Source organism: Rhodophyticola sp. (assembly GCF_965284195.1).
GTDB lineage: Bacteria > Pseudomonadota > Alphaproteobacteria > Rhodobacterales > Rhodobacteraceae > Rhodophyticola.
Genome location: NZ_CBDIRM010000002.1, coordinates 61822 through 88070 on the forward strand (window position 1 = coordinate 61822; position 26249 = coordinate 88070).

General features: G+C 63.3%; 28 protein-coding genes and 3 pseudogenes. 14 read left to right on the forward strand and 17 right to left on the reverse strand.

The window, feature by feature from the left end; translation table 11 throughout:
- The first annotated feature begins 93 nt into the window (after positions 1-93).
- From ACQ651_RS20600 to ACQ651_RS20610, 3 genes and pseudogenes are all read left to right on the forward strand, one after another.
- Positions 94-510, forward strand: coding sequence for a glycosyltransferase (locus tag ACQ651_RS20600; RefSeq protein WP_430450419.1), 417 nt, complete (start codon positions 94-96; stop codon positions 508-510).
- Positions 504-1019, forward strand: a pseudogene (locus ACQ651_RS20605) (glycosyltransferase); the annotation flags it as partial. The gene ACQ651_RS20600 and the pseudogene ACQ651_RS20605, both read left to right, overlap by 7 nt.
- 3 nt (positions 1020-1022) lie before the next feature.
- A complete protein-coding gene (locus ACQ651_RS20610; protein ID WP_430450420.1) occupies positions 1023-2165 on the forward strand; it encodes a glycosyltransferase family protein in 1143 nt (380 codons plus the stop codon).
- A 48-nt stretch (positions 2166-2213) separates the two neighbouring features.
- Here ACQ651_RS20610 and ACQ651_RS20615 read toward each other — a convergent pair whose 3' ends face one another.
- On the reverse strand, positions 2214-2879 hold the full coding sequence (locus tag ACQ651_RS20615; RefSeq protein ID WP_430450421.1) for a sugar transferase: 666 nt from the start codon (positions 2877-2879) through the stop codon (positions 2214-2216).
- Between the two features lie 570 nt (positions 2880-3449).
- On the opposite strand from ACQ651_RS20615, the gene ACQ651_RS20620 reads away from it, so the two are divergent.
- A complete protein-coding gene (locus tag ACQ651_RS20620) occupies positions 3450-4088 on the forward strand; it encodes a hypothetical protein (protein ID WP_430450422.1) in 639 nt (212 codons plus the stop codon).
- A 76-nt stretch (positions 4089-4164) separates the two neighbouring features.
- On the opposite strand, the gene ACQ651_RS20625 is transcribed toward ACQ651_RS20620, so the two are convergent.
- Complete coding sequence (locus ACQ651_RS20625) at positions 4165-4506, reverse strand: hypothetical protein (protein ID WP_430450423.1); 342 nt, start codon at positions 4504-4506, stop codon at positions 4165-4167.
- A 96-nt stretch (positions 4507-4602) separates the two neighbouring features.
- On the opposite strand from ACQ651_RS20625, the gene ACQ651_RS20630 reads away from it, so the two are divergent.
- Positions 4603-5952 carry an O-antigen ligase family protein gene (locus tag ACQ651_RS20630; RefSeq protein ID WP_430450424.1) on the forward strand — a complete coding sequence of 450 codons (1350 nt, stop codon included), beginning with the start codon at positions 4603-4605 and terminating at the stop codon, positions 5950-5952.
- Between the two features lie 78 nt (positions 5953-6030).
- Here ACQ651_RS20630 and ACQ651_RS20635 read toward each other — a convergent pair whose 3' ends face one another.
- The gene (locus tag ACQ651_RS20635; RefSeq protein ID WP_430450425.1) at positions 6031-6798 is read right to left on the reverse strand and encodes a hypothetical protein; all 768 of its coding nucleotides are present in this window, start codon (positions 6796-6798) and stop codon (positions 6031-6033) included.
- Positions 6785-7057, reverse strand: a complete 273-nt coding sequence (locus tag ACQ651_RS20640; protein WP_430450426.1) for a hypothetical protein — start codon at positions 7055-7057, stop codon at positions 6785-6787. Before ACQ651_RS20640 ends, ACQ651_RS20635 begins: the two co-directional genes overlap by 14 nt.
- Positions 7058-7162: 105 nt before the next feature.
- On the opposite strand from ACQ651_RS20640, the gene ACQ651_RS20645 reads away from it, so the two are divergent.
- Positions 7163-7381, forward strand: a complete 219-nt coding sequence (locus ACQ651_RS20645) for a PfkB family carbohydrate kinase (protein ID WP_430450427.1) — start codon at positions 7163-7165, stop codon at positions 7379-7381.
- Here ACQ651_RS20645 and ACQ651_RS20650 read toward each other — a convergent pair.
- From ACQ651_RS20650 to ACQ651_RS20665, 4 genes are all read right to left on the reverse strand, one after another.
- Positions 7339-7668: a hypothetical protein gene (locus ACQ651_RS20650; RefSeq protein ID WP_430450428.1), complete on the reverse strand. Its 330-nt coding sequence runs from the start codon at positions 7666-7668 to the stop codon at positions 7339-7341. The genes ACQ651_RS20645 and ACQ651_RS20650 overlap by 43 nt on opposite strands.
- A 207-nt stretch (positions 7669-7875) precedes the next feature.
- The gene (locus ACQ651_RS20655; protein ID WP_430450429.1) at positions 7876-9906 is read right to left on the reverse strand and encodes a GumC family protein; all 2031 of its coding nucleotides are present in this window, start codon (positions 9904-9906) and stop codon (positions 7876-7878) included.
- A 14-nt stretch (positions 9907-9920) separates the two neighbouring features.
- On the reverse strand, positions 9921-10169 hold the full coding sequence (locus tag ACQ651_RS20660) for a Wzz/FepE/Etk N-terminal domain-containing protein (RefSeq protein WP_430450430.1): 249 nt from the start codon (positions 10167-10169) through the stop codon (positions 9921-9923).
- A 6-nt stretch (positions 10170-10175) separates the two neighbouring features.
- Entirely contained in the window at positions 10176-11393 is a 1218-nt protein-coding gene (locus ACQ651_RS20665; protein ID WP_430450431.1) for a polysaccharide biosynthesis/export family protein, read from the reverse strand.
- 285 nt (positions 11394-11678) lie between these two features.
- On the opposite strand from ACQ651_RS20665, the gene ACQ651_RS20670 reads away from it, so the two are divergent.
- Positions 11679-12425, forward strand: a complete 747-nt coding sequence (locus tag ACQ651_RS20670; RefSeq protein WP_430450432.1) for a metallophosphoesterase — start codon at positions 11679-11681, stop codon at positions 12423-12425.
- Positions 12426-12445: 20 nt separating this feature from the next.
- Here the strand turns inward: ACQ651_RS20670 and ACQ651_RS20675 are convergent, their stop codons facing one another.
- The 4 genes and pseudogenes from ACQ651_RS20675 to ACQ651_RS20690 form a co-directional block, all read right to left on the reverse strand.
- Entirely contained in the window at positions 12446-13477 is a 1032-nt protein-coding gene (locus tag ACQ651_RS20675; RefSeq protein ID WP_430450433.1) for a glycosyltransferase family 61 protein, read from the reverse strand.
- Between the two features lie 193 nt (positions 13478-13670).
- Entirely contained in the window at positions 13671-13820 is a 150-nt protein-coding gene (locus ACQ651_RS20680) for a hypothetical protein (protein WP_430450548.1), read from the reverse strand.
- A 210-nt stretch (positions 13821-14030) separates the two neighbouring features.
- Positions 14031-14357, reverse strand: a pseudogene (locus tag ACQ651_RS20685) (hypothetical protein); the annotation flags it as partial.
- 718 nt (positions 14358-15075) lie between these two features.
- A pseudogene (locus tag ACQ651_RS20690) lies at positions 15076-15504 on the reverse strand (alpha/beta hydrolase); the annotation flags it as partial.
- A gap of 251 nt (positions 15505-15755) precedes the next feature.
- On the opposite strand from ACQ651_RS20690, the gene ACQ651_RS20695 reads away from it, so the two are divergent.
- The 6 genes from ACQ651_RS20695 to ACQ651_RS20720 all read left to right on the forward strand — a co-directional run bounded on the left by ACQ651_RS20695 (position 15756) and on the right by ACQ651_RS20720 (position 19833).
- Positions 15756-16280 (forward strand): hypothetical protein, encoded by a 525-nt coding sequence (locus ACQ651_RS20695; RefSeq protein ID WP_430450434.1) that lies wholly within the window; start codon positions 15756-15758, stop codon positions 16278-16280.
- Positions 16262-17104, forward strand: coding sequence for a glycosyltransferase family 2 protein (locus ACQ651_RS20700; RefSeq protein ID WP_430450435.1), 843 nt, complete (start codon positions 16262-16264; stop codon positions 17102-17104). Before ACQ651_RS20695 ends, ACQ651_RS20700 begins: the two co-directional genes overlap by 19 nt.
- A complete protein-coding gene (locus tag ACQ651_RS20705; RefSeq protein ID WP_430450436.1) occupies positions 17031-18425 on the forward strand; it encodes a hypothetical protein in 1395 nt (464 codons plus the stop codon). The genes ACQ651_RS20700 and ACQ651_RS20705 overlap by 74 nt, the downstream gene beginning before the upstream one ends.
- Positions 18425-19144, forward strand: a complete 720-nt coding sequence (locus tag ACQ651_RS20710; RefSeq protein ID WP_430450437.1) for a CatB-related O-acetyltransferase — start codon at positions 18425-18427, stop codon at positions 19142-19144. The genes ACQ651_RS20705 and ACQ651_RS20710 overlap by 1 nt, the downstream gene beginning before the upstream one ends.
- A gap of 2 nt (positions 19145-19146) precedes the next feature.
- Complete coding sequence (locus ACQ651_RS20715) at positions 19147-19476, forward strand: hypothetical protein (RefSeq protein ID WP_430450438.1); 330 nt, start codon at positions 19147-19149, stop codon at positions 19474-19476.
- 159 nt (positions 19477-19635) lie between these two features.
- Positions 19636-19833, forward strand: a complete 198-nt coding sequence (locus ACQ651_RS20720; protein ID WP_430450439.1) for a hypothetical protein — start codon at positions 19636-19638, stop codon at positions 19831-19833.
- 288 nt (positions 19834-20121) lie between these two features.
- Here the strand turns inward: ACQ651_RS20720 and ACQ651_RS20725 are convergent, their stop codons facing one another.
- Positions 20122-22293: a glycosyltransferase gene (locus ACQ651_RS20725; RefSeq protein WP_430450440.1), complete on the reverse strand. Its 2172-nt coding sequence runs from the start codon at positions 22291-22293 to the stop codon at positions 20122-20124.
- A 19-nt stretch (positions 22294-22312) separates the two neighbouring features.
- On the opposite strand from ACQ651_RS20725, the gene ACQ651_RS20730 reads away from it, so the two are divergent.
- Entirely contained in the window at positions 22313-22618 is a 306-nt protein-coding gene (locus ACQ651_RS20730) for a hypothetical protein (RefSeq protein ID WP_430450441.1), read from the forward strand.
- A 94-nt stretch (positions 22619-22712) separates the two neighbouring features.
- Here the strand turns inward: ACQ651_RS20730 and ACQ651_RS20735 are convergent, their stop codons facing one another.
- The 4 genes from ACQ651_RS20735 to ACQ651_RS20750 all read right to left on the reverse strand — a co-directional run bounded on the left by ACQ651_RS20735 (position 22713) and on the right by ACQ651_RS20750 (position 25951).
- Positions 22713-23567, reverse strand: a complete 855-nt coding sequence (locus ACQ651_RS20735; protein ID WP_430450442.1) for a Stf0 family sulfotransferase — start codon at positions 23565-23567, stop codon at positions 22713-22715.
- A gap of 3 nt (positions 23568-23570) precedes the next feature.
- Positions 23571-24515, reverse strand: a complete 945-nt coding sequence (locus ACQ651_RS20740) for a hypothetical protein (RefSeq protein WP_430450443.1) — start codon at positions 24513-24515, stop codon at positions 23571-23573.
- Positions 24516-24867: 352 nt separating this feature from the next.
- Positions 24868-25530, reverse strand: coding sequence for a hypothetical protein (locus ACQ651_RS20745; RefSeq protein WP_430450444.1), 663 nt, complete (start codon positions 25528-25530; stop codon positions 24868-24870).
- 19 nt (positions 25531-25549) lie between these two features.
- Entirely contained in the window at positions 25550-25951 is a 402-nt protein-coding gene (locus ACQ651_RS20750) for a hypothetical protein (RefSeq protein WP_430450445.1), read from the reverse strand.
- Positions 25952-26249: the final 298 nt, after the last annotated feature.

Sequence of the window (26249 nt, forward strand, 5' to 3'; positions counted from 1 at the left end):
GTGCGGTCCCGACGGATCTGCCGTTTCTCTCCGTGGTTCAGCCGCACAATCCCCTGATGCGCAAGCTGTATCTGCTGAAGGGCAAACGGGCACATGGGTTTGCCGGAGCGCCGGTTTTGGCATCAGTGGCAAGCGGTGATTTCCTTTCTGCGGGCCCACAATGTGAGCTTGGTGCTGGCGGAGTTCGGACCCACCGGGGCGGCACTGCGCGCAATATGCAAAGCCGAAGGTATCCCCTTGGTGGTCAACTTTCATGGCTATGATGCGACGGTCATGCCAAGGCGCGCCGATATCCGTGCGGCCTATGGCTTGCTTGCAAGGGATGCCGCGGGGTTCTTGTGCGGCTCGCAGCATTTTCGTGGCACAGTGGCGGGGGCGGGCATTCCGCAAGATCGTATCACGGTGATCCCCTGTGGCGTATACACGTCCGATTTTCGCGCGGCATCTGACCGGGCGGGCAATCGCCTTGTGGCTGTTGGCAGGTTGACGCCAAAGAAGGCTCCGCTTTGACCTTGCAGGCATTCGTGCAGGCGCGCCGCGTATGCCCTGACCTGCGTCTGGACATGATCGGGGACGGCCCGCTCAAGTCCGACTGCGCCGCATTCGTGGCCGCGAACGGATTGGGTGATTGCGTCACTCTGCATGGGGCCTGCGATCATGACACTGTGCGCGCGACCCTTGGTGCGGCTGATATCTTTGTACAGCATTCAATCGTTGCGCCGAACGGCGACACCGAAAGCCAGGGGATTTCTCTGGTCGAGGCGATGGCCTCGGCCCTGCCGGTGGTCGCAACGGACCATAACGGATTCTCCGAAACGGTGGTGCATGGATCAACGGGCTTTCTTGTTCCCGAGGGAGATGTGACAGCCATGGCCGGTCGCATTGTCGACTTGGTGGGAAACAGGAGGTTGCGCGTCGCCATGGGGCAGGCCGGACAAGAGCGCGCGCAGTCTGTCTTTGACGAGGCCGTTGTCACCTCACGCATGAAAAAGCACCTTACAGACTTCGCGGAGATCTGAGGCATGATACCGGACATCCAGTTCTTGTCGAAGCTGCCGATTTCGGGCCATGGGACCACCGAAATGCGCTGTGTTCAACCGGCTCGGTATCTTGAGCATGCAGGATGGTCAGCGTCGGTGGGATGTGTGTATCGCACCATGCCGCATGCCCGCAGAGCGATCGTGTTTCATCGGGTGATGGCCGACCCGATGGGGCTGCGGGCCATGAGACTTGCGCGCGCGATGGAGTGTCGCGTTGTTTATGATGTCGATGATCTTCTGTTTGATGGGGCGGCCTCTGCGCACCTCGCGCGTTTCACGTCTGAATTGGAATCTGACCTGATGGTGGCAGGGTATCGTCAGGCGATGGAACTGAGCGACACGGTAATCTGTTCCACCACGTATCTCAGGGATATCGCGGCGCGCTTTCATCCGCATGTCGTGGTCATGAAAAATGGCTTGTCTGACAAGTTGATTGAGGTTGCGCAGGCAAAACAGCGCGTGCGGCCTGTCGGATCAGCCGATGTGACCCTGGGATACTTTAGTGGCTCACGCCATCATGACGCTGATTTTGCAGTTGTGCAGCAAGCCTTGCTGAAGCTCATGCGCGACTTTCCGCAAACCCGTCTTCTGCTGGCGGGTAAATTACAATTCGACCCGGCATTTCGGTCCTTTGGTGACAGGTTCGAGTTCCGTGAGTTCGTGCCTTATGCGCAATTTCTGAGTATGCCGGGTGAGGTTGATATCAACCTGGTTCCGTTGGTGCATCGCGATCCTTTCGCGCAGGCCCGGAGCGAGTTGAAATACATCGAGGCAGGTGTGTTTGGCGTCCCGACGGTGGCATCCCCCACGCACACCTATGCCGAGGCGATCTCACACGGGCAAACCGGGATGATCTGCGCTGATGAGGATTGGTACGAGACCCTATTGCATTTGGTCGCAGATACCGATTTGCGCAAGACGCTTGGGCAGGCCGCCCGCAGGGATGTGATCGAAAACCATGGGCCTGCGCAGCGTGTCGGGGAATGGGACAAACTTTTTCGGGAGGTGTTGCAGACTGGTGATCTTGCGCAGAAAGGTCAGGCTGTATTGCCTGACAGGTTGCGACAGCGCGTTGATATCAATAGGCGCGCACTCAGGCGGTTGCTGAAATCAATTAAAAAATAACATAACAAAGATTATCCGCCAAAAATGCTTCCGACCGGATTTGACCGTTCAGCGCGCGCCGAACCCCGACAGGATCACGCGGATGGTGTCCAGGATGATCTGCAATTCGGATCCGAACCCCTGCTGGCGGATATACACCCGGTCCAGTCGCGCCTTGGCCACGGTCTGATCGATGCCTTCGGCGTAGCCTTGGCGTACCTGGGCCAGGCCGGTGATGCCTGGAAAGACCGCGTGGCGGGCCATGTAGCCGGGGACTTTGGCGGCAAAGACGGTTGCATGATCCCAAGCGTCGGGGCGCGGGCCGATCACGCTCATCTCATGGCGCAGTACGTTGATCATGTTCGGCAATTCGTCGAGGCGGTATTTCCGCAAGATACGGCCAAGCCGGGTGATGCGCGCGTGTTCTACCCCGTCGGAATGGCCGCGTGTCACCTGATCGGTGCTGATCATGGTGCGGAACTTGATCATCCGGAACGGTTTGCCGTGACGCCCCATGCGAGTCTGGCTGAAAAACAGCGCGCCGGGATTGTAGATCGGGTTCAGCACCAGAAGGATCAGGGCGACCAGCGCTATGATCGGCAGGCAAAGCACGGCAACAAGTTTGTCAAAGGCCATCTTGAACACGCGGAAAGTGATTTTCTTGATGGGACGAAGCTGCCTGCGCAGGTTCGGCGACTCGCCGGTGGATTCGTAATGGAAATCAGCTTGGCTCATGATAATTGTCCCCCGAAAATAAACGCAGCAGCAACAATTAAGAACTTATTAATCTTCTTTAATCAGTGCAACGGTTGACTGTTTGGATGCTGGACAATTCCCGAAGGCTGGACGATTCTTGTGCAAATGGCGCTTGCATGTCTATGCCATCCGGTTGGCGCACTTGCGATTCTGATGACCTGCGGTCGTCAAGATGGATTTTAAAGGCATTGATATCAAGAAGTTAATCTTGGTGATCCGGTTCGGGCAATGTGGTATGCCCAAGCGTGCCATCATGTGTCCGCAGCATGCCCCGGGACGAAGCCCCAGTATTCATAAGACTGTACCGGGCAATTGGATTGCAGCACCGCAGAAACAGTCGAAGGACTGGCACTGAAAAGCAACCCAGAGCTGTTTCATGTATAACATTATCTATTTCAGGTTCATCAACTTCACACCCGAATGATCAATTGTGGGAAAATTCGAATCATCGGACAGAATGATCTGTCCAGATTCTCATGCCCTTGGCATTGCCCAAAAGCGCGTCCCGACGCATAAACGATCAGACAAGCAACGGGGGCGCGTCACGCCATGAAGCGATTTCTGATCACGACAAGCGCGGTTGCAATCCTGCTGACCGGGGTGGGATCTGTGGTGGTTCTGGTGGCAAACGCGCCGGCCTTCAACGCCGAATTGCGCCGCGAGAACGTCTTTGACCAGACGATCCTAGCGGTCGGCGCCGACATGTATGACCGCGCCAGTTACCTGATGCAGCAGGCGGTATCGTATACGCGCGCCGATCTGCTGCCCTATGGTGAAGATCCCGACCGGCTAACGGCACCTGCCGATGTCGTTGCCGAGCGCGGCGCACAGGCGGTTGCCCTTATGCGCGAAAGTCTGGAATTGAATCCGGGCAATGCCCATGGTTGGGCGGTGATGGCGATGGCGCGAATTCATGCGGGCGACATTACCGGGGCGCGCGATGCCTTGCGCGCCTCATGGCAATTGGCACCGAATAATTTCTCGCTTGCTCCGGAACGTCTGGATCTTGTGCTGGTGTTGTTCGACCCGCTGACCGACGATGTGGCCGATATCCTGACCGACAAGGACCGCGCCGCGATCGGTCGCGATCTGGAAACTGTGGCCCGGCATCATCGGGACGGTGATCTGGACTACTATACCGAGCAGTTCAAGATGTCGGGGCTGGATGTGCCGGAACCCGGATCGTAACGCCCTGTTTTGCACCGCCGTAAATGCAAAAAGACCCCCGCGATGCAGAGGCCCTTTGCAAACTATTCGATCTGAATCAACTTGCGCTGACCGGCAGATCGTAACGTACGATCAGCGTATCTAGCTGCGTAGCATTGTAAAAGTTGCGCGCCATGCGGCGGGTTGTCACGAGAAACTGGAACCGTGCGCGAAGGCTGCGAATTTTCTGACGCAGCAGATCCCGCTCGGCACGGTCTCTGGAAGCCCGGAAGTCCGCCTGTGCAGCATCGAATTCAGTGCGCACCTCGGTCAGGATGTCTCCGAGCGCGTGGTAAACTTGGTTGCGCTGCTGTTGCAGCGTCATCGTGGCCGCTTGGGCCGCGGGCGCTGTTGTAAACAGGCTCAGCGCCAATGCCATGGTGATGAAGAGTTTTTTCACGAATCCGCCTCGAAATAGGTTTCAATCTCTTAGTTTGTATAGACCTTCGTAATTCGATTGTCCATTAGGGGTTAACGCCGCAAGGAGGAAGTTTTGGTGCAAAAAGCAATTCTGCAGGCCCAGGCGCTTATTGGTTGGGCACTTCTGGTCGTTCTGATGGTGGCCACCCTGGCACTGGGCGCAAATCGTCCGGTGAGCTGGACCTTGATGGCCATGGCTGTGATGGGGCTTTTTGCAATTCTGTTACTTTTTGACCTGCTGCAAAGACGCCCACCGGTATTCAATCAGATCTGGCTGCCCGCGATATTGTTCATGGCCGTACTATTATGGGGCACGGTGCAAATTTCCCCGTCGCTTCTGCCTGCGTCATGGTTCCATCCGGTCTGGCAACTGGTCCCCGACAGCCCTGGTAGGGTTGCGGCCGATCCGGCGCAAGGGCTGCATATGCTGATGCGCCTGGCCAGTTATGCCATGGTGTTCTGGATCTCCATGCGGGTCAGTGCGGATAAGGATCTGGCCCTGCGCTACCTGCGGGCCTTTGCCGTGTTTTCCATGGCGCTGGCGGGGTTCGGGATTTATGCCGCCGTGACCGGAAACAATCCGATCCTGGGTGATCTGGGCAACAGCAACGTGTCGGCCAGTTTCGTCAACCGAAATAATTACGCCACTTTCGCGGGCTTCGGGCTCGTGACGTGCCTGGCACTCTTGTTGCGGGCGGCCAGCCATGGGCAAACCGGGCGCAGCAATGCCATGGCGGGAATGTTGCAGGGCATGATTTCAGGTGGCTGGATCTGGCTGGCGGGTGTGACCCTGACCGGCGGGGCGCTGATGCTGTCGCTGTCGCGCGGCGGGGCGGCGGCGGCGATCGTTGGCGTTCTGGTTCTGCTGGCCACGCGGGTGCAGCGCGGCAATCGCGCCTCCTGGGTGCCGGTTGTCATCGTCGGCGTGATCGTGGGCGCGGTGTTTCTGTCGGCAGCCACAGGCACGATGAACCGGGTGGTGACCACCTCGGACGAGGCGGGGCGTTTCGCGGTGTTTCCCGCCATCGTGCAAGCCATCGCGGATCGTCCGTTGCTGGGGCACGGTCTGGGCGGGTTTCAGACCGCCTTTCGTGCCTCGGTTCCGGCCGAGGCGGCGATGGGCGAATGGGACATGGCGCATAATTCCTACCTGGAAAACGCATTCGAACTGGGCCTGCCCGCGGCGCTGGTGTTCTATGCAGCCTTGGCGCTGATTGGCTGGCGGTTGTGGCGCGGGGTGCGCGACCGGCGCCAGAACCGCACGCCAGTGTCCATCTCGCTGGCCTGTTTCCTGCTGGCGGCGTTTCACGCGCTGTTCGATTTCAGCCTGCAAATGCCGGCCCTGGCCGGGGTCTTTGCCTGGCTCCTGGGGCTGGGTGTCGCACAATCCTGGCGCAGCTCTGACCTTGGATCCGGCCCCCGCTAACATTACCGACAAAAAACCGGCCCTCTTGCGGGGGCCGGTTTTGTTTGCAGGACCTGTGATGCCTGCGTGGCGGCAGCCTTAGAGGAAGATGAAATCGTCGTTGTTCAGGTCGGCATCCTGCGTCCCGCGCAGATAGATCATGCCGTCCCCGCCGATCTGCGACACGTCGATGATGTGCTGGCCGTTGCCCGCGTCATATGTCAGCGCACCGGCGTCTTCCAGCGCGTCGCGGCTGTCGATGCCATAGGCCGTCAGGTCCAGCAGATCGGAATCGACGTTGTCGAAGGCATTGATATAGGTGTCGCCGATATCCCCTGCGAAAACAAAGGTATCCGTGCCGCCCCTGCCCACGATCACCTCGGTGGCGCTGGTAGCTTCGATGGTCTGATCATCGTTCGACCCTTCGATCCGGACAAGCCCGTTGCCCCGTGTCGAGATCGAGTAATCAAAGGCGCCGGTCTCGTCGAAGAATTCCTGCACCGACACGAAATTCTCGGTCGCGTCGTTCAGGGTCGACCGGGAGCGCAGCACCATGCCAGTACCGTCGGATTCGTAGAATTCCTCGATGCTGTCATAGGTAAAGGACGACCCGTCAAAGCTGTTGTCGATCAGCAGTTGATAGGTGACTTCGCTGTCAGAATTGAACAGCTGCTCTTCCAGAAGGTCGTTGTCATATTGCGTGATGCGATATGTCAACGCGCCGGTGCTGTCGTTGACCAGGCTACGGAACTCGAAGTCGAACGCGCTGCTGCCAGAGCTGAGATCGAAGAACTGCTGCTCTAGAGTAACGCCGGTGGCCGGATCGTAGATGTCGGTGATGTTCAGCCCGTTGTCATTGGTGCGCACGGTCTGGAACAGTTTGGAAATCCTGGTTGTAGTAGTTCACCAGGGTGTCGACGCCGATATTGCTCGCTCCGTCATTGACGAAGGTCTCGACATAGGCGGTTTCGCCGCTGTCCTGATCAATGATTTCCTCGGTCAGGGTGATGCCGCCGGTGTCGCGGCCCCGCGACCAGCTCACCGCCTCGACGCCGCTGTCGATCAAATTGATCGCCTGCGACAGGTCGAACGTGCCGTCCAGCACATCCCAATCGGCGATGTACACGCTTCCACCTGTACCATCCGGTGTTACGCCAAACTCGGATGTCGCAATCTGTGTGCTATTGACGAACAGCGTCAGGTCGGTGTCTATTCAGCCGCCCCGTTCGATGTGGACGCCGTTCGGGAAATGCTGCCCCTGATCGATCTGCTCTTGCTGAACGAGGGAGAGGCCGCTGCCCTCGAAAAGGCTCTGAACCGGGAGATTTCGGCCCTCGGCGATGTCGAAACGGTCGTGACAATGGGTGCCGATGGCGCGGTCTGGACCTTTGCACATGGCCGGATCGTTCAACCGGCTTTCCGGGTTTCGGAGGTCGTCGATACGACATAAAGCGCATCATTGCCGCCGCCGCCAGACATCACGTTCGAGCCGCCGAACCCATGCACGGTCTCGTCGGCATTGCTGCCGATGAAACGGTCCACCTCACCACCGATATTGGTCAGCAGGAAGCGCTCGATGTTGGAATATGTGTCACCTTCGGCCGTGTTGCGCGTGCCCCCGTTCAGGACGTCTACGGTCACGCCACCAACCTGGTTTGCCTCATAGTTGGCATTGTCGCGCACGCCAACGGTGCCGTTGAAGGCTTCTGCCGCGAGAGTCGCTTTGAAATTCGCCATTATATCCCCACAGATTTAGAAGGACACGAAAAGCCGAGCGTCCTTGGATGAATCAATTTTAGTGCGTGCGCACATTGGCAGGCTCGCCCTTTCTATATCGCGGACATTAACGAAATAGCAACAATTCTATGATCGCCACTTTATAGTTCTTTGCGGATTGCCATATTTCACGGCATTGGAATTACAGAATTCAACCTCAGGGCGATCTCAGTCGACATAATAATCTTTATACTGGCCGCCGTAATAGCCATAGCCATAGCCGTCATAGGAATACTTCGCGGCTTTTGCCTCGTTCACCATGGTCATGACGACGCCGACCATGGGAGCGCCGATCCCGTGCAACTGCTTGACTGCCTCTGACGCGGCGCCGCGCGGCGTGTCATCCCATTTGACCGAGAACACCACCCCGTCGACCAGTCCCGACACGATGCGCGAATCGCTGACCACCAGGGTTGGCGGCGTGTCCAGAACCACCAGGTCATACTCCGCTTTCAGACGCTCGATCAGGGTGCGGAACTTCAGCGACGACAGGATGTCGGCGGCGTTCTGGGTGGGCCGTGTGTCACCCGCGCGCATCAGCAGCACATGCAGGCCGGTCTCAGCCTCGGTGCTGACGGCATCCTCCAGCGCGTCGGGATCGTTCAGCGCGGCCATCAGGCCGGGCCGGTCGGCGTCGATGTCGATCAGGGTGGACACCGCGGGCAGGCGCAGGTCGCAATCCACGATGATGGTCTTGCGCCCCATCTGCTGACTGGTCAGCGCCAGCAGCACGGCCGTGGTCGACTTGCCCTCGCGCGGGGTGGAGGATGTCATCATCACCACCTTGGGCGGGGCATCGACATTGGAAAACAGGATCGAGGTGCGCAACCCCCGGATCGCCTCGGCCAGGGCCGAGCCGGGCTTGTCGCGGAAATGCTCGACGATCTTGCGCCGCTTGTTGTCGGTTCCGGGGATCATCGGGATGCTGGCCAGCACCGGCAGGCGCAACTGATCCTCGACCAGCGCGGGGCTGCGGAAGGTGTTGTTCAGCCGGTCCAGCAGGAACACCAGCCCCGCCCCCAGCACCAGCCCCGCCACACCGCCGATCGCCAGCAGGCGGCGCTTGCCATCGGTCACCGGGCCGCGCGGCACCTCGGCGGGGGAAATCACCCGCGCATCCGCCGATTGCAGGCTTTCCTGCTGCGAGGTTTCCTGCAACCGGCCAAGGAAGTTCTCATAGAGCAACCGCGAGGCCTGGGCCTCGCGCTCCAGCTGGCGCAGTTCGATCGCAGCCGCGCTCTGATCCAGCGCCTTGCCTTCCAGGTCGCGCACCCGGCGGGCCAGTTCGGCCACCTGATCGCGCGCCGCGTCGCGTTCGACCGCGACGGATGCCACCACCCGTCGTGCCTCGGCCATGATCTTGCGCCGGGTCTCGTCCAGCTGTGCCTCGAGCCGACGCACCGAGGGGTGATCGGGCCCGACGCTCGACCGCAGCGCGGCCATTTGCGACATCAGATCGCTTTCTTCCTCGCGGTAGGTCTGGATCAGCACGGTGCGGCGAAACTCGGGCACGGCTCCGACATCGGCCCCCTCGGCCAGCGCCTGGCGCAGGCGGTTGACCTGGGCCGACAGCTCGATTTCGCGGGCGCGCGCGGCCCCCAGGGCTGCGTTGAACTCGGTCAGTTGCGCCTGGGTGATCTCGACGGTCTGGCCCGCATCGGTGGCCAGTCGCGCCTCGGCCTCGGCCACGGCGTTCTCGGCCACTGTCACCCGTTCCTGCAAATCCAGCACCCGGTCGCTCAGCCATTGCGTGGCCGAGCGCGTGGCCTCCAGCTTGCCCTCAAGCTGATCGACGATGTATTGATCCGCGATCGCGTTGGCGACCTGGGCCGCCGTGTTGGGGGTCTTCGCCACGAATCCGATCTGGATCACGGTCGAGCCGCGCACCGCGGTCAGTTGCAGACCGTCCCGCACCCGGTCGATCATCGCCAGGCGCAACCGACGCTCCTGCAGGGCGGGATCGGGCGGCGGTGGCGGCAGGCTGGCCAGCCCCATGGATTGCAGCATTTCGGTGAGTTCCGGCGGCAGGGTCAGCCAGTCGAACCAGCCCGGCTCGGGCGGGGGGGCCATCGCGGGGTTGAACTCGGGGTTGCGGCCCAGGTTCAGCGTGTCGATCACCCGCTCGATCAGCGCGGTCGAGCGCAGGACCTCGATCTGGTTTTGCAGATCGGCCCCGCGTTCGTAATTGCGATCGGCCACCACTCTGCGTCTGTTTAAGCAAGCTTGCGCTGCTGCTGGTCAAAGATCACGCTGGCGGTGGCGCGATAGACCGGCACCTGCTGGCTGGCAAAGAACCACGCCAGCGTCAGGCAGAACAGCATCGCGCCAAGGATGACCCATTTGCCGCCCCACAACATGCGCAGCAGCACGCTCAGGTCGATGCTGTCCTCGTCACGCGCTTCGGAAAGGCGCGCGCCGGGGGCGGCCATGATGTCGGTGGGTCGGTTGGGGCTTTGCATCATGTCGCTTTATCCGGTTTGGTCATTTGGGCCAAGCACCTGCCTCTGTGCCAGGATCAATTTCCAATTCGCTCGATCGCGGGCGTCCTGCACATAGGCCGCCGGGTTGGGGGTGAAAAAGCCGGTGATGCCAAAGAAGTTGGCCAGCTTGGCATTGGCGCTGTCGGACACGTACAGGATGTCGTCGTCGCGCATCCGGAATGCCTTGGCGGTAAAGAACGCCCGCGGATCGGTCATGTCGAAACGATAGATCGTGGGCACCTGCGTGCGGCCCACGAACTTGCTCAGGTCGGTGCCGATGGCCTGCAACTCGCGTGGCGGGGCCTGGCGATAGACGAACACGCCCTTCAGGCTGGCACGCGGTGTGGTCAGGCCACCCGCCTCGCCCAGGACGTCGATCAGCGATACATCGACCTGCTCCAGCGTGACCAGCGCGTTGGACCCGGTGGCCCCCATCACCTGAACCTGCGTGCGCCGCGGTTCCAGCGAGATCAGATCGCCCTTGCGCACATAGGGGTTCAGCCGCGACGTCCCGTAGGCATCGCGCAGCACCGCACGCCAGGTGGTGCCGCCGCGCGACAGGGAAACGATGATGTCCTCGGCCGCGCCCGCAGGTCCGCCCGCGCGCCCGACGATGTCCAGCAGCCGCCGGTCCGACAGGTTGATCGGATAGGTGCCGGGACTGGTGATGCCATCACCGATCACCGACACGGTGGCGCTTTGACGCTCGACCAGTTGCACAAAGGCGGTGGGGTTCACCAGCACCTCGGACAACTGCTGGGTCAGCAGGCTTTCCAGCGCCTGCACGCTGCGCCCGCGCGCGGTGACGCGGCCCAGAAGCGGCACCGCCACGGTGCCATCCTCGGCCACCACCTGGCGCGGCAATGGCGTGGTGGCGATGGGGTTGATGGTGGATTGGGCAAAATCGATGAACCCGGCGTCATTGTTGGACACGATCGAGATATCCAGCACATCGCTGACCCCGATCGTGAAACTGGTGGGGCCGCCATTGGGCATCTGCCAGTTCGTCTCGGACACGGTTCTGGCCAGGGTCTGCGCGAAATTCATGCCCACATCGACCAGGACAAAGGGTTCTTCGGTGCCGCTGCGGTCCACCGCCTGCGCACCGGGCGTGCCGGCGATCCGGCTGGCATCGGGTCCGGTGCCGCCACAGGCGACAAGCCCGGTCATGGCCACCAGCAGCAGGCAGAAGCGAAAGAATGTCATACGTCCAAATATCCCCAAGCAACCCTTACAGGCCCATTTCCCCTTACAGGACACATCCCGCAGGCGACACGGTGCCGCACGACCGACACGGCCCATGAATCCCGCGCGCCAGACAGGGCAAGTATCCCGAGGGGACCGGCCCGCATGGCACCGCCGCGATCAATTCAGACCGATCCCCCCAGGGTCCGGCATTCCTTGTGCTTCATCTCAGCCGGGGGCAGCATTGCAACAGGTTTTGCCCCGAACCGGCTTGGCGCGGGGCACAAAAGCCCATATCTGTGCAGCATGTTTTCATTCCTGCGCAAACAGCCATCGCCGGTGTTCGATGCCGCCCCTGCCCCGGATGTCCCGCTGGCGGTGATCGGTGACATCCACGGCAGCGATGGCCTGCTGGAACGCCTGCTGGACCGGCTGGACGCCCAAGGCGACCCGGCCACAAGGGTCTGCGTGGGCGATTACGTTGATCGCGGTGAAAACAGCGCCGGGGTGATCGACCTGCTGATGACGCGTCAGCAGGCCGATCCCGACCGGCTGATCTGTCTGATGGGCAACCACGAACGCATGATGCTGGATTTCCTGGATGCCCCCGCCCGCTGCGGGCCGCGCTGGATGAAACACGGCGGGATGCAGACGGTGGCCAGCTTTCGCATCACGCCGCCTTCGGCCGGGGCCGGGGATGACGACTGGCGTGATCTGCGCGACAGGCTGGAATCGGCCCTGGGCGCGCGGCGCGAGGCTTGGTTGCGCGCGCGGCCTCTGCTCTGGCAATCGGGTAATGTGGCGGTGGTGCATGCCGGGGCCGATCCGGCCCTGCCGCTGGCGGACCAATCCGAACAGGCGCTGCTGTGGGGCCATCCCGATTTTGACCGCACCCCGCGCCGCGATGGTATCTGGGTGGTGCATGGCCATACCATCGTGCCTGAACCGACCGCCGATCAGGGCCGCGTGGCCACCGACACCGGGGCCTATGCCACGGGGCGGTTGACCGCGGCGATGATCGACAGCAGCGGCGTGCGCTTTATCCGGGCCTGACGTGTGGGGGTAAGGCCCGTTCAGACCGGGCTGGTTGCTGCCCAGTCTGAAACAAGCGCGGCAAAGCCGTCCTCCAACGCGCTGTCACAGTGCCACGTTGCCTTGTGCCGTCGGCCCGCATTCTGCTGGCCAGGGATCAGGAAATGCGTCTCGTCCCCGCCGATGTCGCGCAGCATCTGGCCGTTGATATCCAGCTTGAAATACTCGGGTGCGATGGTCAGAACCTTTGCCCCCGGCCGGGTGCAGAATGCACACAGGTGCAGCTGCGATCCGACAGGCCCCGCCATATGCGTGGCCCCGCGCGCCAGGGCGACCTGGTCGGCAAAGGGCAATTCCTGCGGATGGATGACGGTGAAACCGTGGCGTTCCATCAGCCCGTCCAGCGCGGCCAGACCCGGCCCGCCGCGGCTGTCGTCGGTCAGCCGACTGCGCGACAGCCACAGGCGCGCGGGCGTGTCGCCGGGGCGGGCATCGGCGGCAATACGCCCCCCCGCCTGGCGCATCATGCGCGAAAACACCGGGTTCCAAAGCGCCCCGTAGGGCGCGATGCGGCGGGGCACGATCAGCCGCTCGATCCGCACGGGCCTGTCGGCAAACCGGATCTGATCGTCGGCAATCCCGATCCCGTTCAGCACCTGCCGGGCATAGGACGGAAACCTTGCACCCGTCGGCCCGGTGCCCAACAACCCTTGCCCCAGGATGCCGTCGATCTGGCCCGGATCGACCAGACCGGCCTCGAACGGCCACAGACGCGCAGGCATGTCGGTCAGGACATGGCCGAAATGGGCATAGAACAGTTCGGCGAACAGCCATGTGCCCTTGATATCGTCGATATCCATGGGCAGATCGGCCGCCCATCGGTCCTGTTGCCGCGTGACCACAGAGGGCACGGCCCAGGATTTTCCGAAACTGTCGGGAAACAGGCCACCATCCGGCTGCCACCGGCAGGCCGACGATCGCTGCGCGCCGACCCAGCGTGGCGGCGCGTCCATCGCGCATCGGTAGTGGGACTGCGTCGCCGAGAGTGCTACTTCCGATGCAGAACAGGGCATGTCGCGCGGCACTCATGACATAGTGCGCGCCCGATGGGTCGTGCTCGTCTGCGGCGTGGTCTGACGCCGGGCAGCTCGGCAAGTGGTTCGCGTCGCCTGTCGCGGTGGCGATCTGCGACGGGTCGACCCTGGGCAGTGCTGTCGAGCTGGCGCGTGCAGGCCCTGCGGCGCAGCAGGGCTGGGAGCTGCCGAGCTAACGCCAGCTGGAAGACGTCGTCGATGCTGGGACCGGAGCGTCGAGCAGTGCCGCCGCCTTGCCCGCCCGCAGCCGGTTGCTCAGCCGCATCGCCTTGCCGACAAGGCCATCGCCCGGCTTGCGGCCCTGCCCTTTATCCGGTGCCATGCGCCAACTGGCCGGGACAGCATCACCAAATCGGGCCGTCACCGCGGTGTATTGCGGGGCCAGCGCTGCGGCCAGTTGCGCGGCCAGCTCGGGCGGCAGGCTGGTGCTGCGCCCCAGGTTGACCCGCTTGTCGGCCTGCACCGTCACCGGGGCAATGCCCAGAAAGGCGCAGATGCGGTTCACGCTGTCTTGGGTGAACAGATCCTCGTAAAAGGCATAATGGATGCGCTCGGCAGGCACTGCCGCCTCGAGCGCGGTCATGGTGCGGGCGTAATCGACACGCGGAATGCGGGCCGGGTTGCGCCGGGCCAGCAACTCGCGCGCGTGCCCGATGCATTTGTCCAGATAGGCGGCATCGGACAGCTTCTTGGCCTTGGCGCTGTTGGACATGCGGATCTGCGACCACAGCCGCTCGACCGGGTCGCGCAGAATGAAGATGAACCGCGCCAGGCCTGATGCTGTCCATCTGGGCAAAGGCGTCGCTGTCCAGCACGGAATAGGACGGGGTGAAATCGCAGATGATCCGCTGGCCGTCATAGCCGGTCAGCAGGTGCTCGACATAGGGGCGGTGATCGCCCGGCGTGGTGGCATGGATCGACAGCCGGTCCACCAGCAGCCGGGCCCGGCGCAGGCGCGCGCGGTTGGCCGGGTCCACCTTTTCGGTCATCTCGGCCACGGTCCGGCGTAATTGCGCCAGCCGGTCGGTCATATGCCCGGCCTCGCCCTTGTCATAGAGCGCGTCGAAATAATGCAGCTCTTTCGTGGGCAGGCTGTGGCAGTCGTCGCTCTGGCTCAGGCAATCGAACAGCCAGCTTGTCCCGGCCTTTTGCGCCCCGATACCATAGGCCATGCAGGCGCCCTCGGGCAGCAGCCTGCCGCCCTTTGCCGCTGGTTTTTTCGCGGCGGCTGGTTTTGCGGGTGATTTATTTGCCGATTCTGATGCCTGGGTCGCGTCGGGCAGCCCGACAAAGCGGCGCACGTCCTGTGCCACGGTGGCGGCCTGGGCGGGCTTGTTGAAAAACCCGTGGCCCGCATCGGGAAAGCCCCGAAACCTGCACTGCTCCTTGGGCCACAGCGCGGCAAAGCGGCGGGCCTGGGCGATCGGCACCACCTCGTCGCGCCCGCCATGGGCGATCAGACAGCGCAACCGACCCGTCAGCGGATGCCCGGCATAGCGGATCTGCGGCGACAGGGCGGTGTGGACCACGGGCGTCAGCACCCGGTTGGCAAATCCCTCGGGGCCAGTATCGGTGACCGGGTTCAGCAGGATCAGCCCGGACACTGCCTCCTGCACCGCCGCGGGCGCACCCATCACCGCGTCCAGCGCCAAGAGCCCGCCAAAGGAGGCCCCAAGCACGAAAAGCCGCCCATCCTCGGGCAATTGGCCCTGCACCCAGACCAGCGCCCGGGCCGCATCGGCGCGCATATCGTCGAACACGGCTCTGTCGCGGTTGAGCGTGCGATATTGCGGCACCGTCACGCAGATTGGGTGGGTTGCAAGGCCGCCTTGTGTCAGCAGGCGCAAGAAAGGGGCCATCATCGCGGGATTGCCATCGACCCCGCCGCCGCCGTGAAAGGCCAGGATGCTGATGCCGCCGGGGGCTGTGGGGGTCATGGGGTCCGTGGAGCTCCACAGATCCGCCATCAGGCCCTGTCCGATGTCGTGCCTTTGTGCTGTGTCCATGGTGACCTGGCTCCAATCTGACCGCTGCGGGCTCCTGCCCCGTATCCCGTCATGGGCGGCTGGTGGCCTTCAGGCGTCATAGCATTGCCCATGGGGGCGCGAAAGATGCCCCGGTACAGCCATGCTCCAGCCTGCCGCGCGCAGGAATATGTGGGATTTCTCACTTGCAACAGGGCGCGTCGCGTGCTGGTTAGAACGAGGTCGGCAGGCAAGATTTCCCGCCGGGAAAACACGTTCTGGAGACTTGCCCGATGCTGCGGCGTCTGATCAGCCTTTATGCCCGATACGCCGCCGCGCACATGGATGTCACCCTGCCCCGGCAGTCGATCACCGATCAGACCGGCGAGGTCATCGGCTATGTCGATGCCACCCGCCTGCACGCGGGTCGCCTGCGGGTGACAGGCTGGGTGCGGGCCGCGCGGCTGCGGCTGATGCTGGCCGGGGCCGAGGTGTCCGGCGCCCCCACCCTGCGCCGAGAGGATGTGGCCACAGCCCTGGGCCTGCCGCCGACGCTGGGGTTCGACCTGTCGGTGCCCGCCAGCCCGGCCATCCTGCGCAACAGCGAGGCACCGGGTCTGATCGTCACGCCTCTGCCCGGCGCGGCCGAGGTCGATCCGCTCAGCCTGCCTGCGGCTCTGCCCCGCCGCCATCGTGCGCGGTTGATCCTGGGGTTTGCCCGCGCAGTCACGCGGTCGCTGCCCGCGATGGTGGGCCTGGCGCTGACCGGCGACCCCGTCCATCGCGCCCGCTGCCCGCGATGGTGGGCCTGGCGCTGACCGGCGACCCCGTCCATCGCGCCCGCATCAAGGACCGGCTGGGGCTGGGGCTGCCGCAATCGGGCGGTGCGATCGCTGCGGGTCTGCTGCCTGGCGATGCAGCACCCGCACCTACGCACGGGCAGACCGCGGCGCGCATCGACATCGTGCTGCCGGTCTATAACGCGTTCGATCTGTTGCAGGAGTGCCTGGCCCGGGTCGAGGCCCATACCGACCTGCCCTACCGGCTGATCCTGGTCGAGGACGGCTCGACCGATACCCGCATCCTGCCCTTTCTGCGTGACTGGGCCGCCAGCCGCGCGCAGGTCGACCTGCTGGAGAACCCGCAAAACCTGGGCTTTATCGGGGCGGTCAATCGCGGGCTGGTCCATGCGCTGCAGGACAGGGACACCACCGGGGCGGTGGTGTTGCTGAACTCCGACGCTCTGGTGCCTGCGTGCTGGGCCAGTCGGCTGGTGGCGCCGCTGAGCGACCCCACGGTGGCCAGTGTCACGCCGATGTCCAATGACGCCGAGATATTCTCGGTGCCCGCGATCTGCACACGCACAATGCTGCGACCCGGTCAGGGCGATGCCATCGACGCCGTGGCCGCGCGCATCGCCCCGGACGCCCCCCAGGTCGTGGCCCCAACCGGGGTGGGGTTCTGCCTGGCGCTGGGGCGGCCCTGGCTGGCGCGCCTGCCCGCACTCGATCCTGTTTTCGGGCGCGGATACGGCGAAGAGGTCGACTGGTGCCAGAAGACCGCGCGCCTTGGCGGGCAGCACCTGGGCTTGCCGGGGTCTGTTCGTCGAACATCGCGGCGGCGAAAGCTTTGGCTCGGATGAAAAGGCGGCGCTGGTGGCAAAGAACAACGCCATCGCGGCGCGCCGCTATCCCGGATATGATCAAAGCGTGCAGGATTTCATCGCCGCCGATCCGGCGCTGACCGCGCGGCTGGCGCTGGGGCTGGCCTGGGTCGGCACGCTGGACGCGGATCGCGCGGTGCCGGTCTACATGGCTCATGCGATGGGCGGCGGGGCCGATCACTGGTTGGAACGTCGAGTGGCCGACGATCTTGAGTCGGGGCATCCATCGGTCATCCTGCGGGTGGGCACGGCGCATCGCTGGCGGCTGGAGCTGGTCACGCCGCAGGGCCGGATCACCGGCTATGGCGACGAGGCCGCAGAAATCACCCGCCTGCTGGGCCTGCTGCCGCGCAAGGCGGTGATCTATTCCTGCGGTGTGGGCGATCCCGATCCGGTGGACCTGCCCGCGCTGCTGGTGGCATTGACCGGGCCACAGGATCATGCCGAGATGCTGTTTCACGATTACCTTCCGTTGTCGCCGTCCTACACGCTGCTGGACAGCAACTGGACGTATCGTGGTCCCGTGGGCACCCCGCGCGATGATCCGGCCCATACCGCGCGCCGCGCCGATGGCAGCATCGTGACGCTACAGGACTGGCAATCGGCCTGGGCCGCGTTTGCCGCCCGCGCCGACCTGGTGGTGTTCTCGGAGGACAGCGCGGCGCAGGTCGCCGCGGTCTGGCCGGATCTGGCCGATCGCATCGTGCGGCGGCCCCATGTCATGCGTCACGCGGTGCCGCGCCTGCCTGCCCCCGCCCCCGACGCGCCCCCGGTGCTGGCGGTGCTGGGCAATATCGGGCGGCAAAAGGGTGCCGCCGTGGTCCAGCGCCTTGCAACCATGCGCGCACAGGACGGTCACGGGCCGGGCCTTGTGCTGATCGGCAATATCGATCCGGCCTTTGATCTGCCGGGCACAATCGCCGTGCATGGCGATTACCACGTGGCCGACCTGCCCCAACTGGCGCAGCGGCATGGCATCACCCATTGGCTGATCCCCTCGGTCTGGCCGGAAACCTTCTGCTTTACCGTGCACGAAGCGCTGGCCACCGGCCTGCCGGTTCTGGCCTTCGGACTGGGCGCGCAGGGGGCGGCGGTGCGCGCAGCGGAGAACGGGATCGAGATGCCCTTTGACCTCGAGGCCGATCTGGCCCAAACCGTGCGCGACTGCATGGCCCGCGACCCGGCCGAAGCACAGGCGGAGATACCGGCAGGCAAGCGGGCCGAAACACGGACCGAAACTCGGGACAAGACACCAGCAGGCACACGGAAACAGGCCGGAACAACAACGGAAAAAACGTGATGAACGAGACAGTATCGATATCCTGGCTGAAATCGCGTGGCGTCGAGGTGCTCAATCGTCCTGGCGGCAAGGTGAACCTGCCCAGGCACACGGTGATCGAGGCGCCCTCAAGCCTGAAATGGACGCAGTACGAGTATCTGATCGAGCTGGGTGCGTTCTCTTACCAGGTGTCGGGCTATTGCTTTGGGGCCAAGATCGGCCGCTACTGCTCGTTCGGCGAGGATGTGCAGATCGGCCGCCAGAACCATCCCACCACATGGGTATCCACCAGCCCGGCGTTCTATCTGGGCGAACGGCTGTTCGATCTTGGCACCGGGTTCGAAGGGGCCGAAGGCTATCACAGCTACAAGTTTGATTTTCAGGGCCCGCCCACCAAGGCACGCGTCACCACCATCGGCAACGATGTCTGGATTGGTCACGGGGCCTATATCGGCGCGGGCGTGACCATCGGTGATGGGGCCATCGTGGCCGCCCATGCGGTGGTGACAAAGGATGTGCCGCCCTATGCGGTGGTGGCGGGCAATCCCGCGCAGATCCGCAAATGGCGCGTGGCGCCGCAATTCGTGACCCCCCTGCTGCGCCTGAGATGGTGGCGCTATGCGCCCTGGCAGCTTGATCACCTGGACCCGTCGGATATCCAGGGCTTTCTGGCCGGATTGCACCAGATGAAGGATGTGGAACCCTTTGCCCTCGATGTGGTCGACCTGCGGACCAAATGACGATGACCGCATCCACGGACACCACCATCGTCTTTCTGCATATCCCCAAGACAGCAGGTCAGACCATCCATTCCGAACTGGCCCGCGTGGTCGGGGCAAAGGCCGTATCGCCGGTGCGCGTGCATACCCAGGCCGCCCGCGGGGTGGCGCAGATGCCGCCCGGATACCGGCTCTATTCCGGGCATATCGACTGGGAGGCGCTGGACACCCTGCCCGGAGCCGCGGTTCGTGTTCACCGTGCTGCGCGACCCGCTGGAACGCATCGCGTCCTTCTATTTCTACCTGCGCCGCCAGGGCGAGGGCCTGAGTGCCGAAGAGCTTGCCAAGCCTGAGCGCACAGGGATGCGCATGGCGCTGGAACATGGGCCGGACACGTATTTTTCGGCAACGAGACCCCGGCGCGGCGCAAGTTCATCCTGGATCATTACCACAGTCATTATTGCGCCTATCTTGCGACCCGCAGGCTGCGTGGCTATTCGCAGGTCGCCGATGTGCCGCGGGGCGAGTTGGTCAAGCGCGCAGTGGTGGCCGCGCGCGGGCTTAACGGGGTCTATGGCGTGGATGGGCTGGACCGGCTGGAACAGGATCTGAAAACCCGTCTGGGCATCACCGTTGATTTGACCGGAAAGTTCGTCAACGCCGATCCGGCAGGGCAAGAGACCCGGCGCTGGCCCGGCTGGAAGCGATGATCGAGAAGGAACAGACAGTGGTGCGCCTGAAACGGTTCGCGCTGGCCGATCAGCTCTTGATGTTCCGCCTTGGCCTGGGGCCGAAACCCGAGCGCCCCGAAGGCTGAAACCATGAGGTCGAATAACCGCGCTAAACCATCTTCTTGCTGAAGTTGTCGATTTCCGACGGGCGCGCGTGTGACGCCGGTACCGGTATCCCGAAACCAGACGCTGATGCCGCCGCCCTTCCCGGGGATCACATTGGAGCTGCGAGACAGCTGAAGGTCGAAACGGTCCTTCCTGATAGCCTCAGACTACATGGCCTCGGACGCTACGGGCTTTTCGCATCGTATCAAGATGCGTGACCATCTGCTGCGGTGTGATCGTCAGCGGCAGGATATGGGCATCGGGCACGGCCAGGTCACGCAACCGCGACTGCGGCGCGCCGATGTCGAAGATCACGATCGGCAACCCGCTCTCGATCGCGGCGGACAACGTATAGGAATAGGTTTCGGGCAAGCGTGAGGGTTGCAGGATCACGTCAAGGCCCAGCGTCTCGAGCCGTTCGGACAGGGTGTCATGGCTGTAGCGCCCGGCCACCTCGATCCCAGCCTCGGCCGCCAATTCGTCATTCTTGGTAAACCCCACCACCACGAATGTCAGGGGCAGCTTTTGCGCCTGGATCAACCGCGCGCAATCGATCAGATAGGTAAAGCCCTTGATCTCAGAAATCGCCCCGATCACGCCGACCCGCAGATCCTCGGCGCCCTTGCGCCGTTTCACGGCGCGCGCGCCGGGGGTGGCGGTGCCATGCGGCGCGACCCGGATGGCGATTTCCGGAAAATAGCGCGTCAAACGCTCGGCCACGTCACGGTCGGGCACGACGCAGGCCTCGGCCCCGGCCAGCAGCCTGCGGTTCTCGGCGCGCCACCAGTCGATATCGACGGTGCCGAATTCCGAGTGCAACGCCTTGAGGCAGGCCGCGCAGCCCTCGCTGCCCGGCTCGCCGCAATAGACGCCGTGCTGATCGGCCAGGTTGATGCGCGGACATACCGGCAGGTAATCGTGGATGACATAGCGCCAGGGCAGGCCCGCCTCTTGCACCAGGCGGTGCAGTTTCTGCGCCCCGAACCGGCCGAAATCGGCCAGGTGATGCAGATCGACGCGGGTGATGCCCAGTTCCCGCCACAGGGCGATGATGGCCTCGCGGTCACGCTCCAGATCCAGCGCCTTGAGGTTGGGCAGATCCGGGGCCTCGGCATGAAAATGCACGACCCGCCCGCGGCGCGGGCTGTCGGCGCGCATGCGAAACACCGAAATGCCGTCGCGGGCCATACGATCGCACTCTTCCTGCACGGCCTGTTCGGTGCCGCCGCCGCGCCCGTGCGAGATCACCAGCACGTTCTGCGCCCCCACCAGCCGCGCCATCCGCGCCTGATCGAGGCGCGCGCGGTGCGGGCGCAACGGATCGGCGGCGATGAACCGCTGCACGCGGGCATCGTATTTGGGATAACGTTCGTTGATCACGGCCGTTGCATGGCGCACCCTTTCGGCCTTTTGCCCCTGGAACGACATGTTGCCCAGGTGGCGAATCACCACGTTGGCCGTGATCATGTCCAGCCAGCCTGCCGCCTGCGCGCGCTGGCAGAAATCGTTCTCTTCGCCATAGCCGGTGCCAAAGGCCTCTTCATCGAAATAGCCCACCGCCTCCAGCACCGCGCGGCGAATATACATCGCAAACCCCACCCCGGTGGGGGCAGGCACCGGCTCGGCCTCGGCGTTCACCTCGACCGCGATGGCATCCAGCGTCTGATAATCCAGCTCCAGCGTGTGCGGATTGTCATGGGGAAAATGCGGATAGCTGCAAATCGTGCCGTTGTTGGTCAGCGGCGTCAGCGTGCCGATCATCCGGTCGGCCTGCACCGTGCGATACATCCGGTCGGCCCAGCCGGAATAGACCTCGGTATCGGAGTTGAGCAGGATCACATCCCGGTCGGGGTGCAGGCGCATGCCGCGGTTCACGCTTTTGACAAAGCCCTGGTTGGTGTCGTTGCGCAACAAGGTGACATGGCCGCTGTCGGCCAGGGTTTGCAGCGCGGCGCTCAGCTCGGGCTCGGGCGAGCAGTCATCTACCACCACCAGTTCGACCGCCAGGTCGTCGCGCGCGCGCAACACGTGCCATAGGCACGACAGGGTTTCGTCCAGCCCGCGATAGACCGGCACGATGATATCCAGCACCGCCCCTTGGGCCTCCTGCGGTGGCAGCGCCGCGATGGCGGCCATCAGATCGTCGGGGCGGGCAATCGTGACCCCGTCGGCGCGGCGCAGGCCCAGGTCGGCGTAATGCACCGGGATCGCGCCCTGCGCATCGCCCACGGCCAGGTAATGCGCCAGCGCGTGCAGTTCCGATTGTCGCGCCTCGGGGTTTTCGGCCAGATACCGCTGCGGATCGAAGATATCGCAGGCCACGCGGTCTGTCATGCACGCCGTGGCGGGCGTAATGGGAGAACAGATCGCCGCCTTGCTCGACCACGTCGCGGTTGCGCTTGGCATAGGCGTCATGATCGAAAAACGGCGTAGGCGAGACGCGCTGCCCCCGCCCGTGGCGCAGGAAATGCACCAGAGGGTTCATCCCCCGGTCGCCCTCCGGCATCTGGCGGGCGTAATAGGCGGTGTTGAACACCGCGCTGGGGTCGCGACCCTCGTCGGCGCCATAGGTCAGGTAATGGGCGATGGGGTCGATGCCAGCTTCGGCCACATCCGGGTACATCAGCCGATAGAAATCGGCGTCGAACAGATCGGGTGACAGGGACAGCAGCGCATGATCGGTGGGCGCAAACGGGCGCGCAGATCGTTGCAGCAACCGGCGGAGCCTGGAAATCACTCGTCTCATCACACCCTCAGATGTCGCGCACCATCCCGGCGACATCATCCAGTTTGTCCAGCCACACCGCGCGCTCGGCCGCGATTGGGGCCAGCCAGTCGGCCTGCTCGTCCCGGAACCGCTGCGCGTAATCGGTGTTGCGCGCGGTGCCCAGCTTTTCATGGCGGGGCTGGATATCGACGGGTGGCACATCGGGCCGCCCGGCATGACGCGCGATCACGTTCAGCATCTGATGCGGGGTCAGGGCGGTGATCTGCTCATAGCTCATGCGCAAAGGCCGCAGGCCCCACTCGGCAAACCAGCTCTCGCTCAACCGTTCCATAGACATGATCCGCATCAGGGATTTCCGGATCGCCAGCCGCTCATAGACAAACGCCGCATCGGCCGCGGCGCGCTGTTCGGCGCTGGCGGCCACGGATTGCGCAACATTGGTTGCCGCCATTTTCGCCAGCGACACCGCCTGGGCCACGATATCCTGCCGGATCAGCCAGAAGGCCGGGTCGGCCACAAAATGCTGCTTGAACCGCGCGGGGTCTCCAAAGGTCCGGTGTATATGATTGGCCGTGATCTCGAACCCGAAGACGCCGCCGCGATTGTCGCGCCGCATCACGTAATCAATATATTGATCAAGACTGGCAATGCCGTGCCTTTGCGCGTGCCGCCGGCAGAAATTTGGGTTGAAGACCTCTGTTGCGCACCCCAGCCTGTCCGACTGTTCGACAATGCCGGTCAACCACGAACTGCCCGAGCGGGGGGTGAAAAAGACCGCATAGCGGTTTTGCGCGGCTCCGCGCGTTAGCATGCGCCGCAACCGGGGCGTGGCGCTGGCCTCGGGATCGAAAATCACAGGTCCGGCAACGGGCAATTTCACGGCCTAGCGCTCCTTGAGCAGGTGTTCGACCAGCATGGCATAAAGCCGGATCGGCGGGGGCGTCTGATCGGCCTTCTGCTCCCGATCGACACTGTCGGCCCGATAAGGGTTGGGCTGACCGAAAGCGGCAAACAGCGCGTCGAAATCTCCCTCGTATCGTGCCAGAACGCGGCGGCGATCCGCCCCGGACAGCGCCTTCATGGGATAGTCCGCAAACAGCTTTTGCGCGTGCTGAAACAGTGTCTTGCGCAGCGCAGGAGCCATGTCTGTGGTCTTGCTGATGCGCATCACCTCCAGCACGGCGGCCGACACGCTGCTGTTGACCCTGGGGCCCGGGGTGATCGCGTTTTCCGACAGGCCCAGCAGGCGCAGACAGTCAGGGATCACATCCGCAGACTCGTAAGACCACAGGATGACCCGGTCCTGACCGAACGCATCGATCCAAGTGGTGACACATCCCGGCTGATCCATGACACGGTGCAACTGGTCAGGCGCATCCACAAACCCCTGCAAGGGTTTCCTGAACTTGTTCAGGGGTGATTTCATGCTCTGATTGTAGATCGACAACAACAGCTCGTCGGGGCGGCGCACCACCGCCAGAACGCGGATGTCGTCGCACGCGATCCCGTCTTTCAGGTGCTGCACCGCCTCGGGCGGCAGGGCCAGCAATTCCTCGCTCGACACGAATATGCGCGCATCCTTGTCCGCCCGGGCAATCACCGCGTTCAGCGCGTCCAGCTCGTCGGACAGGACCGGCACATCGCCCTTGTCCTGATCGCGCCGGCCCAGCAGGGCAAAGGCAAGGCGATGATGGCCATAATGATACCAGTTGGTATCGGGATAGATCACCCCGGCCCGGGCCAGCGTGCCGCGGTTCTGGTAGAATGTGCTTTGCAGGGCGGTGGTGCCGGTCTTGTGCGCCCCCACATGCAGGATGACAGATGCCATGTGATACCTCTTAGCCCTGACCGTGCGGGGTACTTGTGAAATGCGCGGCAAAAAACTCGACCGGGCGCGGAAAGGGCAATGTGCCCGCCGGGTCGCCATCCTCCCTTCGGGCAGGGGGTCGTGGAACAGGATGCCATCCGGTCGGCCCAGGTAGTCGCGGGCGATGCGGGCGTAATCCTCGGCCTGATCCATCGCCAGCTTGCGGCGCAGGGGGCGGGCACAAGGGCGCGTTCGGCCCCGCCTTCATCCTCTTGCATGATGGTGTGAATGATCCGCCCCCTGATCTCGGGCTCGATCTGCGCGCGCTGCACGAAATCGATCAGCGACAGGCTGCGCGGCGACAACGCGACATTCACCCGCTCGGCGGGGGCGGCACCAGGTCGGCCAGATCCGGCACGCCGATCCGGTTCAGGAAATGCGCCACCAGGTTGGGCTGGTTCTGCCCGGCCTCGTAGGGGCAGACGATGATCCGGTCGCGGCCAAAGATCGCCGCCATGTCATCCAGCAATGGGCCGAATTCGAAATACTGGCTTTGCCGCTGGGCATGGAACGCGTGATAGCTCTCAAAACTGCGCCGCCAGGGTGGCTTGGGCGTGGTCTTGATCGCCTGCGCAAATAGCGAGGGCCACCAGGCGTCATGACGCCTGAGATAGACCACGACGCTGGCATCAAGCCCGTCAAAGAACTCGGCCAGCATGTCGGGCTTGCGCCGTAGCACGAAATACTCGGAACTGATCACCACCGTGCGCGCCTCGGAGGCGGCGATTTCGGCCTCCAGCGCCTTGCGCAACGCGCGCCGTTCGTTGGCATCCCCAGCCTCGCGCGGACCGGCCCCAAAGCCAAGCGCGGTGCTGAGCCTGTAATGATAGCCTTCGCCGGGGCCACCCATGTCCAACCCGGTTTCTGGCCACAGCAATCCGGCCTCTTTCAGAGCCTGCCGGTTGTGATGCAGATAGCTTTGTATCGCGCTCGACCCAGTCTTGTTCATGCCGATATGAAGAAAGACTTTTGCCATCGCTATCCGACCTGCCCCGTCATTTGTAGTGTCTGCCCTCGGCAAAGCCGTTCTGCACGAAATGTGCCTTCAGATCGTCCAGCGTTCCGGCCTCGCAGGCCTCTTTCAGGTCGGTGTTTTTCGCCAGGTAGGCGGCTTCGTCGAAATCCAGCGGACAATACGGGCGCCCCTCGACATAGCCTTGGGTCACGAAATGGATCGTGGCGTCCTTTACCCCACCAGAATGGATGGCCTGATCTATGTCACTGTTGACCGCGCGATACCATGCCTCGTCCAGCGGAAAGCCGCTGACATAGGCCCGCAACAGCCATTCCAGCCCCTCGCGGCTCATCACCACGGCTTCGTGGCCCTGATCGAACCCGCGCAGATCAATAATTTCCTTGAGACGGTCGAACGTGACCATTTGACGTGTGTCAAACATGATAGCCCCCTGATCCGGACTGTAACGCGTTACTGTTTTCGGCTGTTCCCGACACGGCAGGACCGCAGGGCACCTGTAGCTGGCAGCATCTGGATGAGGTGCCTGTGATCACGGTGGGATGATTTCTGCAATGTGTGTCGAGACTTTTCGCAGCGCGTGGCTCACAGCCTATCGGCGAGTTCAACCACAAGGGCCAAACGCGATTCCGGTATGTCGTCATATGCGTATTCCCGTAAATAGGTTTTACTATCAGTTGATTTGAATTTCTCAGCCTTTGAATGGGCCGGTTGAGTATATC